Source organism: Sphaerimonospora sp. CA-214678 (assembly GCF_050942215.1).
In the GTDB taxonomy this organism is placed as follows: domain Bacteria; phylum Actinomycetota; class Actinomycetes; order Streptosporangiales; family Streptosporangiaceae; genus Sphaerimonospora.
Map to the genome: position 1 here is coordinate 2,454,696 of NZ_CP192056.1, position 13,281 is coordinate 2,467,976.

Annotated in this window: 10 protein-coding genes and 1 pseudogene; 9 read left to right on the forward strand and 2 right to left on the reverse strand. The window is 71.3% G+C overall.

The genetic code is table 11. From position 1 onward, the window contains the following. Positions 1 to 1,067 precede the first annotated feature (1,067 nt). From ACQP1K_RS11205 to ACQP1K_RS11235, 7 genes are read left to right on the forward strand one after another with little or no spacing between them, the layout of a single operon-like run. The gene (locus tag ACQP1K_RS11205) at positions 1,068 to 2,219 is read left to right on the forward strand and encodes an inositol-3-phosphate synthase (RefSeq protein WP_433500816.1); all 1,152 of its coding nucleotides are present in this window, start codon (positions 1,068 to 1,070) and stop codon (positions 2,217 to 2,219) included. Beyond that, on the forward strand, positions 2,216 to 3,076 hold the full coding sequence (locus ACQP1K_RS11210) for an SCO3242 family prenyltransferase (RefSeq protein ID WP_433500817.1): 861 nt from the start codon (positions 2,216 to 2,218) through the stop codon (positions 3,074 to 3,076). The genes ACQP1K_RS11205 and ACQP1K_RS11210 overlap by 4 nt, the downstream gene beginning before the upstream one ends. Then, a complete protein-coding gene (locus ACQP1K_RS11215; protein ID WP_433500818.1) occupies positions 3,073 to 3,930 on the forward strand; it encodes a sugar phosphate isomerase/epimerase family protein in 858 nt (285 codons plus the stop codon). Before ACQP1K_RS11210 ends, ACQP1K_RS11215 begins: the two co-directional genes overlap by 4 nt. Beyond that, a complete protein-coding gene (locus ACQP1K_RS11220; RefSeq protein ID WP_433500819.1) occupies positions 3,927 to 4,532 on the forward strand; it encodes an EboA domain-containing protein in 606 nt (201 codons plus the stop codon). The genes ACQP1K_RS11215 and ACQP1K_RS11220 overlap by 4 nt, the downstream gene beginning before the upstream one ends. Further along, the gene (locus ACQP1K_RS11225) at positions 4,532 to 5,389 is read left to right on the forward strand and encodes a TatD family hydrolase (RefSeq protein WP_055482248.1); all 858 of its coding nucleotides are present in this window, start codon (positions 4,532 to 4,534) and stop codon (positions 5,387 to 5,389) included. Before ACQP1K_RS11220 ends, ACQP1K_RS11225 begins: the two co-directional genes overlap by 1 nt. Then, entirely contained in the window at positions 5,389 to 6,516 is a 1,128-nt protein-coding gene (gene eboE, locus ACQP1K_RS11230) for a metabolite traffic protein EboE (RefSeq protein ID WP_433500820.1), read from the forward strand. The genes ACQP1K_RS11225 and eboE overlap by 1 nt, the downstream gene beginning before the upstream one ends. After that, positions 6,513 to 7,889 (forward strand): nucleotide pyrophosphatase/phosphodiesterase family protein, encoded by a 1,377-nt coding sequence (locus ACQP1K_RS11235; protein ID WP_055482246.1) that lies wholly within the window; start codon positions 6,513 to 6,515, stop codon positions 7,887 to 7,889. Before eboE ends, ACQP1K_RS11235 begins: the two co-directional genes overlap by 4 nt. A gap of 43 nt (positions 7,890 to 7,932) precedes the next feature. Here the strand turns inward: ACQP1K_RS11235 and ACQP1K_RS11240 are convergent. Then, a pseudogene (locus ACQP1K_RS11240) lies at positions 7,933 to 8,118 on the reverse strand (transposase); the annotation flags it as partial. A 147-nt stretch (positions 8,119 to 8,265) separates the two neighbouring features. Here ACQP1K_RS11240 and ACQP1K_RS11245 point away from each other — a divergent pair. Continuing rightward, entirely contained in the window at positions 8,266 to 9,168 is a 903-nt protein-coding gene (locus tag ACQP1K_RS11245; protein ID WP_433500821.1) for an ROK family protein, read from the forward strand. 290 nt (positions 9,169 to 9,458) lie between these two features. On the opposite strand, the gene ACQP1K_RS11250 is transcribed toward ACQP1K_RS11245, so the two are convergent. Then, complete coding sequence (locus ACQP1K_RS11250; protein WP_433500822.1) at positions 9,459 to 11,870, reverse strand: RICIN domain-containing protein; 2,412 nt, start codon at positions 11,868 to 11,870, stop codon at positions 9,459 to 9,461. Positions 11,871 to 12,280: 410 nt separating this feature from the next. On the opposite strand from ACQP1K_RS11250, the gene ACQP1K_RS11255 reads away from it, so the two are divergent. Further along, complete coding sequence (locus tag ACQP1K_RS11255) at positions 12,281 to 13,018, forward strand: FadR/GntR family transcriptional regulator (protein ID WP_055482243.1); 738 nt, start codon at positions 12,281 to 12,283, stop codon at positions 13,016 to 13,018. The last annotated feature ends 263 nt before the right edge of the window (positions 13,019 to 13,281 follow it).

Below are 13,281 nucleotides of genomic sequence, written 5' to 3' on the forward strand. Positions count from 1 at the left end.
GTGCGACGCCGTCGGCGAGCGGCCGGGCCCGTGCCGTGTCGGTCTCTTCGGCAACCGGGGACGAAGCCGGCCGGCTGGACATCGAGCGGGAGATCCGCGGTTCGGGCGGCGTCGTCACCCGACTCGGCGGGATGTTCCACCGGGGACGTCGCGATGGCCGTATGACCCGCGACGTCGAGAGGTGGTCATCGCGCGCGGTCTGTCCACGGTGGCGGGCGCCGACCGGATCGTGATGACGGCAGCCGAAATTGTTATCGTTAACATCGCAGTCCGCGAAACGGTGCTCCTCTCCCTCGGCTGATGGAGGTGGTGGTGCGGCGGAGCAAACACGAATCGATGTCACTTTGTCAAGGATCGGGACGATTCCTCCCGCAGGATCCATGCGTCGGCTCGGGCGCCGGCTGAAACGTTCATCGGCGGTGCGGCCGTCCGTGCGGGCGGGGTGATTGTGCAGCGCGAATCGAAACGGTTCGCACGGACCCTTGACAGGTGACACCCGTGGTTTCCAGACTGAGCACTCAACGACCTCTACCTGCCGGGTCGGTGGTGGGCGGCAGGGGACGCCGAACGCGACGTGGTCCGACGATGGATCGGGCCGTGATTCCGCTGGCGTCCATCCGCGTTCCCTCGTCGATTCCCCAAGTGGAGGCTCAGGCATGGGCGAACATCCCTCACCCGCCGGCTACCGGTCGCCATGAACATCTCGCCCGTCTGACCGTCCCGAACCGCGTCGCGGCGCACTCCATGGAGTGCCGCGGCCAGGCCGCACGCGGTCGCGGGATCACCACCTGCCCCTTCCCCCCCAGAACGTCCCGCCCGCCTGGATCGGCCCCCGGAGCCGCGCCCGCATCGTTGACGCCGACCTCGGTGCCGTAGCGGTATGCCGGTCGGCGCCGCCAGGCGGGCGGGATACCAGACGCACGCACACCCCAGGAGGCTTCCGGTGCCGCGGTCATCGTCCGAATCGCCCTCTCATGCGATACGAGGAATCGTCGAGCGGTTCCCCTGAGCGCGTCTTGAACCGTGAGCACTTCACCGTCCCAGCGAACGATCGCGAGAGGAGACAGATGAGAACCGGAGTATGGCTGATCGGAGTACGAGGATCGGTCGCGGTCACCAGCATGTTCGGGGCGCTGGCGGTGCGGGCGGGCCTGGCCGAGCCGATCGGATGCGTCCTGGAGTCGCCCGAGCTGCACAGCGACGCCCTCCCCGGCATAGGGGAGCTGGTCTTCGGCGGCCACGACATCTCCTCGATCCCCCTGGCTAAGAAGGCCGCCGCGCTGGCCGAGGCGGGCGTGGTTCCGGCTCGACTCGTCGAGGCCGTGCAGGACGCGCTACAGGAGATCGAACAGGACGTACGGCCCCTGCCGCTCGGCGACACCCAGGCCGAGGTCGCGGACGCCATCGGCGCCGATCTGGACGATTTCCGCCGACGCCACCAACTGGATCACGTCGTCGTCATCAACGTGTCGAACACGGAACCGGCGCCGCGCCCGCATCCCGCCCACGCCGATCTCGACGCGCTGCGTGCCGCGCTGGCCGGTCCGGAGCCCGTACTGCCGCCCAGCGCCCTGGCCGCCTACGCCGCCCTGCGAGCCGGCTGCCCGTACGTCGAGTTCACGCCCTCCACCGGCGCCCGCCTGCCCGCCCTCGACGCCCTGGCCCGCAGCAAGCGGCTTCCGTACGCCGGCCACGACGGCAAGACCGGCGAGACCCTGGTCAAGTCGGCGCTCGCGCCGATGTTCGCCCTGCGCAACCTGAAGGTACGCACCTGGTCGGGGGTCAACCTGCTGGGCGGCGGCGACGGCGCGAGCCTGGCAGAGCCGGACGCCAACGCGGCCAAGTCCGCCAGCAAGCAGCGCGTGCTGACCGAGACGCTCGGCTATGCCCCCCAGGGTGACACCCGGATCGACTACGTCGAGGACCTCGACGACTTCAAGACCGCCTGGGACCTGATCTCCTTCGAAGGCTTCCTCGGAACCCGCATGCGCATGGAGTTCACCTGGCACGGCTGTGACTCGGCGCTGGCCGCGCCGTTGGTCCTGGACCTGGCGCGGCTGACGGCGGCAGCGCACCGGGCCGGGCGCACGGGCCCGCTCACCGAACTGGCCTTCTTCTTCAAGGACCCCCTCGGAGACGTGCCGCACGCGCTGGTCGAGCAGTGGCAGGTGTTGCGGGCCGCCGTGGACGCGCTCGGCCCGCGGGGGACGGCGCCGTGATCGCGCTTCGCGATCTGATCGACCTGGTCCGGGCGCCGGCCGCGCTGTCGGTACCCGGCGATGTGGTCGCCGGGGCGGCCGCCGGTGGGACGCTCGGCCGCCGTACCGTCGGCCTGGCCTGCTCCTCGGTCTTCCTCTACTGGGCGGGGATGGCGGCCAACGACTGGGCCGACCGGCATCTCGACGCCGTCGAGCGGCCGGAGCGCCCCATCCCCTCGGGGCGCGTGCCGGCCGGCGCGGCCCTCGGCACGGCGGTGGGGCTCACCGTCGCCGGGCTCGCCGTGGCCGGGCTCGCGGGCGGCCGGCGTGCCCTGGCGGTCACCGCCCCCCTGGCCGCCGCCGTCTGGGCATACGACGTGGCGGCCAAGGGCACACCCGCCGGTCCGCTGACGATGGCGCTCTGCCGCGGCCTCGACGTGCTGCTGGGCGCCACCACCGGCTCACGCACCGCCGCCGCGCTGCCGTGCGCCCTCACCGTCGCCGCCCACACGTACCTGCTCACCGCGCTCTCGCACGCGGAGGTGTCGGGGGCGGACCCGCGCCTGCCCGCTGCGACCCTCGCGGGCACCGCCGTGCTCACCGCCGCCACCGTCCGGGGCGCCGCCCATGACGCCTGGGGCCCGGCGCGGCCGGTCCTCGCCGGCTGGTACGCCGCGCAGTTCGGTCTTCCCCAGGCGCGCGCCGTCGCCGATCCCTCGGCGCAGCGCGTCCGTGAAGCGGTCAGCGCCGGCATCGTCAGCCTGCCGGCCCTCCAGGGAGCCCTCGCCGCGCGCGGCGGCGCCCCACGCCTCGGCCTCGCCCTCGCGGCGGCGAGCCCGCTGGCCCGGCGCCTGGTCAGGAGGATCTCCGCGACATGAGGTTCGGCTACGGCACCAACGGCTTCGCCAATCACCGGCTGCCGGACGCCCTCGACGTCATCGCCGGCCTCGGCTATGAGGGAGTGGCCCTGACCCTCGACCACTGCCACCTCGACCCGTACGCGGACGGGCTGGGACGGCGCGTGGCCGAGGTCGCCGACAGGCTGCGCGACCTCGACCTGGCGGTGGTCGTCGAGACCGGTGCGCGTTACCTGCTCGACCCACGGCGCAAGCACGCCCCGACACTGCTGGACGACGACCGGGAGCGGCGGGTGGACTTCCTGTGCCGCGCCGTCGCGATCGGCGCGGACCTCGGCGCCGAGGCGGTGTCGTTCTGGTCCGGCGTACGCCCGGCCCGGCTCGGCCCGGCCGCCGCCTGGAACCGGCTGGTCGACGGCTGCGAGCGCGTCCTCGACGCCGCGCGGCGCGCGGGTGTTCCGCTGGGATTCGAACCGGAGCCGGGGATGCTCGTCGAGACGATCGCCGGCTGGCGGACGCTGCACAAGGCGCTCGGATCTCCGGAGGGCTTCGGCATCACGCTGGACATCGGGCACTGCCGCTGCAACGAGCCCGACCCGGTGCCCCACTGCGTCGCGGCCGTCGCCGGGCACCTGGTCAACGTCCAGATCGACGACATGCGACGGGGCGTGCACGAACATCTGGAGTTCGGGGAAGGGGAGATCGACTTCCCGCCGGTGCTGCGCGCGCTCACCGACGCCGGCTACCGGGGCCTGGTCGCGGTCGAGCTTCCCCGCCACTGCCACGCCGCGCCCGACGTGGCCGCACGTTCCGTCGAATTCCTGCGCAGAGCCGAGCACGCGTCCAGACGTCAGGGTGAAGGGGGAGCGGGATGACGGATCCGGAGCGGCTGCGCGCCGCGCTGCGGGAGACGCCGCGATGGGAATGGGTGGACACCGCGCTCACCGCGGCGGGCGAGCGACCCGAGACGATCGGCCGGTCCTTCGTCCAGGCCGGACGGCGGGCCGGTCGCACACCGCTGCCCGGTGTGCCCGGCTGGACGGCGGACGAGGCGGCGCGTGCGCTGCTGCTCGCCGCGCTGCCGGCGGACCGGGTGGAGACCGAGATCGGCGACCTCTACCGCTTCGGCGACGCCGACGAGAAGCGGGCCGTGCTCAAGGCCCTGCCCATGCTCGCCGTCGGCGCTGCCGGGCTGCCCCTGCTGCACGACGCGATCCGCACGAACGACGCGCGGCTGCTGACCGCCGCCCTCGGGCCGTACGCCCGGCGCCTCCACCAGGCCGCCTGGCGGCAGGCGGTGCTCAAGTGCGTGTTCATGGCGGTGCCGCTGACCGTCGTCGACGGGCTGGACGAGCGGGCCGACCGTGAGCTGGCGGTCATGCTGGCCGCCTTCGCCGACGAGCGCGCCGCCGCGGGACGCTCCATGCCCGCCGACGCCGCCGACCTGCTCGACCGTCTGACCCGCGAGGAGTCCTGATGCGCATCTTCGACCCGCACATCCACATGACGTCGCGCACCACCGACGACTACGCGCGGATGGCCGCGGCCGGAGTCCGGGCCGTCGTCGAGCCGGCCTTCTGGCTGGGGCAGCCGCGCACCAACACCGGATCGTTCACCGACTACTTCGACTCGCTGATCGGCTGGGAGCCGTACCGGGCGTCCCAGTTCGGCATCGTCCACCACGCGACGATCGCGCTGAACCCCAAGGAGGCGAACGATCCGCGCTGCCGTCCCGTGCTCGATCTGCTGCCGCGTTACCTGGACAAGGACCGGGTCGTCGCGGTCGGCGAGATCGGCTACGACTCGATGACCCCGGAGGAGGACGACGCCTTCGAGCGGCAGCTCGCCCTCGCCGTCGAGCACGACCTGCCGGCGCTCGTCCACACCCCGCACCGCGACAAGGCCGGCGGCACCCGGCGCACTCTGGAGGTGGTCGCCGCCTCGGGGATCGCGCCCGAGCGGGTCGCCGTCGACCACCTCAACGAGGTCACCGTCGGCATCGTGCACGGCTCCGGATGCTGGATGGGCTTCTCCGTCTACCCGGAGACGAAGATGTCGCCGCCTCGCATGGTGGAGATCCTCCGGCGGTACGGCACGGAGCGGGTGCTGGTCAACTCGGCCGCCGACTGGGGCGTCTCGGACCCGCTGCTCACGCTGGAGACCGGGACGGCCATGCTGGCCGCCGGGTTCACCGAGGACGACGTCGACCGGGTGCTGTGGCGCAACCCCGTGGAGTTCTACAGCGGCTCCGGGCGTCTCGACCTGACCGGCGCCGGCACCGACGCGGACCAGCCCACCTTCGCCGGCAGCTCCATCAAGCGCGGGGGAAGCTGATGCGGCTACGCCATCCGGGAGGAGCCCCGCTGCACCTCGGCTACTGCACCAACGTGCACGCGGCCGAGGATCTCGACGGCGTCATCGCCCAGCTCGACACCTACGCGGTCCCGATCCGCGTCCGCCTCGGCACGGACGTCCTGGGGCTCGGGCTCTGGCTGGCGGCGCCCGTCGCCGCCGCCCTCGCCGCGGACCCCGCCCTGCGTGCCCGGCTCCGCCGCGAGCTGACCGCTCGTGGCCTGGAGGTGGTCACGCTCAACGGCTTTCCGTACCGTTCCTTCCAGGACAAGGTCGTCAAGCGCGCCGTCTACCATCCCGACTGGACCACCCGGGATCGTCTGTCGTACACCCTGGACCTGGCGCTCATCCTCGCGGACCTGCTGCCCGGCGACGTGGCCAGAGGGTCGATCTCGACGCTGCCGCTCGCCTGGCGCGACCCCTGGGACGCCGGGATGGCCGACCTCGCCGCACGCCGGCTCGATCGGCTGGCCGACGGTCTGGCCGCCATCGAGTCCGCCACCGGGCGGGTGATACGGGTGGGGTTCGAACCCGAGCCCGGCTGCGTCGTGGAGACGACGGGCCAGGCGGTGGCACGGCTCGCCGGCGTCGACGGCGACCGGCTCGGCGTCTGCCTGGACCTCGCCCACCTGGCCTGCGCCTGGGAGGAGCCGGCCGGTGCGCTGAAGGAGCTGAGCCGGGCCGGTCTGCCGGTCGTCAAGGTCCAGCTCTCCGCCGCCCTGGAGACCGCGGACCCGGACGCCTTGCGGGAGTACGCCGAGCCGCGCTTCCTGCATCAGACGCGCAATCCCGCCGGCGACGCCGCCGACGACCTCGACGAGGCCTTCGAGCGGCGGCTTCCCGGGCCGTGGCGGGTCCATTACCACGTTCCTCTCCACATCTCACCGCCGGCGCCGCTGGCCACGACCATCCCCGTGCTGCGTACGGCGCTCGCGGAGCTCGTCGGCGGGCCGCGGCCGCTCTGCGACCACTTCGACGTGGAGACCTACACCTGGGGGGTGCTGCCACCCGCCCTGCGCCCGCGGACCCCCGGACAGCTCGCCGCCGGCATCGCCGGCGAGCTGGACTTCGCCCGTGCCGAGCTGTGTGACCTTGGAGTGAGTACATGACGTCGTTGCTGGTCCTGGACGTGGTGGGGCTGACCCCACGGCTGCTGGCGCACATGCCGCGGCTCCGGGCCGTCGCCGCCGGCGGCTTCCAGGCGGAACTCGGCACCGTGCTGCCCGCCGTCACCTGCTCGGTGCAGTCCACGTTCCTCACCGGCGTCCCGCCGGCCGATCACGGCGTCGTCGGCAACGGCTGGTACTTTCGCGACCTGGGCGAGGTTCTGCTGTGGCGCCAGCACAACGCGCTCGTCGGCGGAGAGAAGGTGTGGCAGGCCGCCCGCCGCGAGCGGCCCGGCCTCACGGTGGCGAACGTGTGCTGGTGGTACGCCATGGGCGCGGACGTGGACTGGACGGTCACCCCCCGGCCGATCTACTACGCCGACGGGCGCAAGGAGGCCGACTGCTACACCTACCCGCCGGAGCTGCACGACGAGCTCACCGCGGCGCTCGGCGCCTTCCCCCTGTTCAGCTACTGGGGGCCGGGAGCCGGCATCGCCTCATCGACCTGGATCTGCCGCGCCGCCCGGCACGTCATGACAGCGCACGACCCCGATCTGACGCTGGCCTACATCCCCCACCTCGACTACGACCTGCAGCGGTACGGCCCCTCAGACCCGCGCGCCGCCGCGGCGGCCGCCGAGCTCGACACCGTGCTGGCACCGCTGCTGGACGCAGCGGCGACGCAGGGGAGGACCGTCGTCGCCGTGTCGGAGTACGGCATCACCGACGTCTCCCGCCCCGTCGACGTCAACCGGATGCTCCGCGCTGAAGGGCTCCTGAACGTCTACACCCAGGACGGCATGGAGTATCTCGATCCGTGGACCTCGCGCGTTTTCGCCGTCGCCGACCATCAGGTGGCGCACGTCTACGTCGCCGACCCCGCCGACGTGCCGGCCGCCGCCGAACTCTGCGCGTCCCTGCCCGGCGTCGCCGAGGTGCTCGGCGAAAGCGGAAAGAAGGCGCACGGGCTGGACCACCCCCGCTCCGGCGAGCTGGTCCTGCTCGCCCAGCCCGACGCGTGGTTCACCTACTACTACTGGCTCGACGACGCCCGCGCGCCCGACTTCGCCCGGCTCGTCGACATTCATCGCAAGCCCGGCTACGACCCGGCGGAGCTCTTCTTCGACCCGGCGGACCCCGGCGCCGCCAAGCGGAGGGCCGGTGTGGCACTGCTGCGGAAGAAGCTCGGCATGCGCTACCTCATGAACGTCGTCGGCCTCGACCGGGGCGCCCGTGCCGTACGCGGCTCGCATGGGGTGCTTCCCGCCGACTCCGCCGACGCACCGGTGCTGCTCTGCTCCGATCCCTCCGCGGCCAGGGAACGGTTCGAGGCGACGGATCTCAAGGACCTGCTGCTCCGCCTGCTGGCCGGGTGAACGGGACCGTCCCGCACGGGGCGCCGGCGCCGCCGACGCGAGTCTTGACCATGTTGCGGACGGTCGGGTCCTCGATCACGAGCGTTTGGTTTTCGCGCACGAGTCGAGTGGTCGGCTTGTGCAGGTGGTCGCGCCCGCGGTCGGTGATGCGGGCGTAGATCCGCGCGACCTTGCGCCGGGCCTTGGCCCGGTTGGCCCCCTCGCCCCTGGCCTTGCGGGCGAGGTTCCGATCTACCATGTCAGCTTGTGAAGCCCTGCGGCGTATTCGGCCGGCAGACCACGATCGCCCAGCGGCGATTCGTCTTTCCCTGCCCTGCTCCGCAGGAGTCCGATTCCTCCCACGCCTGAAGGCGGGGGGTTTCCTCGGAGGTCTCCGATGAAAGCGAGTGCCCCCGTCTACGGGGGGATCGAAGCGGGCGGGACGAAGTGGGTGTGCGCGGTCGCCGGCGCCGGGGGAGACGTTCTCGCGACCGAAGTGATCCCCACGACCACGCCGGAGACGACCATCGGCGCCGTGGTGCGGTTCTTCGGGGACCGCTGGCCCCTCGCCGCGATCGGTGTCGGCACCTTCGGCCCGGTCGATGTGCGGCCGGGCTCGCCGACGTACGGCCGCATCCTGGCCACGCCCAAGCCGGGCTGGGCGAACACCGACGTCGTCTCCCCGCTGCGCGCCGCGCTGGGCGTACCCGTCCGCCTGGAAACGGACGTCAACGCCGCCGCGCTGGGGGAATGGCGGCGCGGAGCGGGCGTGGGGCTCGGCTCGCTGGCCTACATGACCGTGGGCACCGGAATCGGCGTGGGAGCGGTGGTGAACGACGGGCTCGTGCACGGACTCCTGCACCCCGAGTTCGGGCACATCCGCATCCCCCACGATCCGGTCCGGGACCCGTTCCCGGGCTGCTGTCCCTTCCACGGCGACTGCCTCGAAGGGCTCGCGTCGGGCGAGGCGATGCGCCGGCGATGGGGGCGGCCCGCCGAGCATCTGGACGACGAGTCGGCCTGGAGACTCGAGGCCGAGTACGTCGCCCTCGCCGTCATGAACCTGACCTACACGCTGTCTCCCGAGCGGATCGTCGTGGGCGGAGGCGTCGCCGAGCACCCTTCGCTGCTTCCGGAAGTGCGGGCGCGCCTGCTCGGCCTCGCCGGAGGCTACCCGGGTCCGCCGCTGCCGGCCGACCCCGAAACCATGAACGAGTACGTCACCGCACCATCCCTCGGCGATCGCGCGGGAGTGGTCGGAGCCGTGGAGCTCGCACGCGCGGCGCGGCCCGCGCCGTGATTCATCGTTTCCCACGGGTCGGAGGTTGTTCGGATGGCCCTGTGGGGGCGGCGAGTCGAGACGCCCGGACCGCGGCCAGGTCCCGGCGTTCGCATCGGGCTCGCCGGCGGCCGGCGACGCGGCGGGGGGCCACGTGAGCGGTCGGCGTCGCCGTCGCATGCTTTCGCCGGCTCGGCGAACTCCGGCACCGCGGCCACTTCTCACGAAGCCGCGGTGCCGGGGTCGCTGAACGGACGAGATCTGCAGGGGCACGGCGATCCGGGGCTATCCCCGAAGGGAGACCGCCGGCGTCAGGTCCGGGTCCACTGCTGGTTGGTGCCGCCGTGGCAGCTCCAGATGTGCACCTTGCTGCCGTTGGCGGTGCCGTACCCGGACACGTCCAGGCACTTGTTGGCGCCCACGGCGGTGATGGTGCCGTCGGAGTTGAGGCGCCACTTCTGGTTGTTCTGGCCGTTGCAGTCCCAGATGATCACGCTGGAGCCGTCGGCCGTGCCGGCGCCGTTGACGTCGAGGCACTTGTTGCCGTAGACGCGCAGCTCGCCGGCGCTGGTGGAGGTCCACTGCTGGTTGACGCCGCCGTGGCAGTCCCAGATCAGCGTCTGCGCGCCGTTGGTCTGGGAGGCGCCGTCGACGTCCAGGCACCGGCCGGACCCGACGCCCCGCAGCGCGCTCGTGCTCCCCGAGGACGACGGAGTGGGCGAGGGCGACACCCCGTTCCTGGGCCCGGCGGACGACATCACGGCCTGGGCTCCCGACGGCCAGTTGCCGTTGGTGACCGTGACGTTGCCGTTGACGACGTTGCCGCGGTCGCCGTTGGTCACGTTGGTGCTGCCGTTGGTCGACCAGTTGCCGGTGACGGTGAAGTTCCCCATGTTCTCGGCGAACCAGTAGTTGGCGGTGGCCCAGGTACCGGTGTTGGCGAGGACGTTGTTCCTGGCGGTGTAGTACTTGGAGCCCTCGTCGAAGTAGATCCCGAACCAGCCGTTGGTCCGCAGGCAGTAGTTGTCGCTGATCAGAGCGTTCGGGTTGGCCGACAGCGTGTAGATGCATCCGCCGTCGGTCATCTGCTGCATGACGTCGTGCACGTAGTTGCCGACCAGCCGGTTGCCGGACGCCGTGGTGGCCGTCGTGTACCGCGGCTGGTAGTTGTACAGGCCGCGGTCGGCGTAATGGTTGCTGCCGCCCGCGTCGTTGGCGCCCCAGCCGTATCCGATCGACATGCCGGTGTAGGGCATGTTGTAGACCTCGTTGTGGGACACGTCGCTGCCCGTGACGTAGGTGGTCAGAACCGAGACGACGCCGCGGTAGTCCAGGCCGAGGTCATGGATCCGGTTGTCGCTGACGGTGATGTTCCGGTTGACCATCCGCTGGTCGCCGGGGTGGTGCGCGTCGGCGCGGACACCGCCGACCACGATGCCGCCGGCCGAGCTGTGAGCGATCTCCGACCGGGTCACCGCGATGTCGGAGGCGCCCAGGCCGACACCGCTCGCGTGGGCGTTGGCGTCGTTGCCGATTCCGATGGCCGTCTGGCCCAGGTTGACGAACCGGGAGTCGGTGAAGGTGATGTTCTTGGCCGCGGAGACCTGCACGGCGGCGGGCATCTGGTACCAGTTCGGCCTGGTGGCCTCGAACTGCGGGCAGCCCTCCTGGCAGGAATTCGGCAGGTCGCCCGGCCAGTTCCAGTTACCGGCGATGTAGGCGCCGGTCTGCTGGTCGGCGAAACCCTGGTTGCTGCTGGGCCCCAGCCAGCTGGTGCCGGTGAACGTGATCCCGCTGAACGTGATGTGGTGCGCGGGCGCGTCGTAGGTGCCTCCGACGTTCACCAGGGACTGCAGGACGGGCAGCTCGACGCTGACGTCGTTCACGTTCCGCCCGGCGGGGGGAATGTAGTAGAGGACGCCCGTCCCGGGGTTGAGGTACCACTCGTTCGGCGAGTCGAGGAACTCGTAGGCGTTCTGCAGGTAGAGCGGGCCCGCCCGGTGTGGGGTGGTGAACACGTCGTATCCGAACATGTTGTTGTTCCAGCCGGGCTGCTGCATCGTGATGAAGTTCCCGCTGATGCTCTGCACCCGCACATAGCGGTCCGTGAACGAACCGATGCTCTCCAGCTCGACCCGGTTCTGGTCGGCGAGGTTGTTCAGGTAGTTCAACGCGCCGTTGCTGAACCTCATCCCCGCGCCGGTCGCGGTGAAGTCGGCCCGGTTCACCTGGGTGCGGGCGCGGGTGGCGAGGGCGCCGTCGACGTACAGCTGCCGGGCGTCGATTCCGGCGCCGACGTTGGCGCGCCAGATGTTCTTCCCGGAGTCGGCCTGCGACCATCCGGTGACCGCCCGGGCGCCGCTGATGACAGGGTGCGCACCCTGCGCGGCCTGCCATCTGACGGTATAGCCGTTGTTTCCGGAGTCGGCGGCGGTCAGCCGGAGCGGAGCGGAGAGCCGGTAGACCCCGTCGGCCAGCTCCACGACGATGTCGCCGGACATCGCGCCGTTCAGTGACCGCACCGCCGTCTGCGCGGCGGGGAGTGAGCACGGCTGGGCGGAGGTGCAGGCGGTGCCGGAGCCGGAGGGCGACGCGTACAAGGTCGTGGTGGCCGCGAGCGCCGGGGCGGCCGGGGAGACGAGGGCGGCCGCCGAGGCCAGCGCCGCGGCGGCGATTCCGGTCAGGACCGGTCTCAGCGCCGCGACGGGCGAAGTTGATCGCACGGTGGTTCCTTGGGGGGTTAGGTGTCTGGTCAGGTCACGCCGGTGAAGTGGGAGTGCGGACGTGGCCGGCGGGGGACGCGGAGGGCCGTGAAACGCCTCCCGTCCGTGATCCGGCCCGGAGGTTCCGGAAGGGGTTCGTACGCCGGGACCTCGCTACCAATTACGATCGGAGCACTGATGCCAGTCAAGACCTTAAGCCCACCTATTTTTCCATTCGTACAGTGAAATCCGGGTCGTCGCGAGCCCCTTTTCTCCGTTCACCAGCGGAGATGTTCACCGAACCTCCCCTCTCGCCGGACACTCCCATATGAACGGTTCAGATGTTTCGTACTGATCCGAGTCCGCCGGGCCGGGGAGAAACCGGCTCGATCAGTCATACTCTTGCAAGGGAACGGCGAGGAGGAAGCACGGTGACCGACACCCCGCGCGGAAGCGGATACCGGCCGGGCTACGAGGTGGCCGCGGAGCAGCTACTGGAGTTGATCGTCCGGCTTGAACTTCGTCCGGGCGACCGCATGCCGACAGAGAACGAGCTGGCCGCGCAGCTGGGCACCAGCCGCACGGTCGTACGAGAGGCGGTGAAGATCCTCTCCGCGCTCGGCCGGGTGCGCGCCCAGAAGGGCCGCGGCCTGTACGTCGCCGACGACGAGGGGATGCTCGGCACCGGACGCTGGGCGTCATTCTTCCTCCCCACCGACCTGGACCACGTCTACATGCTGTTCGAGTTCCGCCGGGCGCAGGAGATGGAGACCAGCCGGCTGGCCGCCCACCGTGCCACTCCCGCGGAGCTGCGGGCCATCGAGGAGGCGGCCGGCGTGTGCCGCCACGGCTTCGAGACCGGGCGCGAGGACCTGTTCAACGGGGGCGACGACAGTTTCCACACCGCCATCGCCACCGCCTCGCACAACATGTTCCTCCAGATCGCGGTGCGGGAGGCCCGGCGGCTGCAGGCACAGTCGAGCCTGATCGGGCTGCGGGGCTCGGTGGGCGAGCACGCGGCCAAGGCCGTCGAGGAGCACGATGCCATCTACCGGGCCATCCGCGCCGGCGATCCCGAGGCGGCCGCGCAGGCCGCCGCGACGCACATCGACAACACTCTGGACGACTACCGCAGGGAGATCCAGCAGCGCCTCTTCTCGTCTCACTGATCCCGGTCGGCCCGCCGCTTGCCGAACCGGTTCGACGACAGTAGAACAGACGGGGGCCCGTACCGGCAAGCGGCGCGATGATACTTTCATCGCGCTCGGATCGGCGAGACGCACAGGACGTGGGCCTTGACAGACGGTTCGGCCGTCGTATGTGCTTCCCTCTAGATATCGTCTCTCCCGTTGCGCGTGCCAGTGCCCACGCGAATCGATTCGCGTGTGGTGATCGGCTGCCCGAGCCGGTTCTCCGTCTCCGCCGCGCCCTA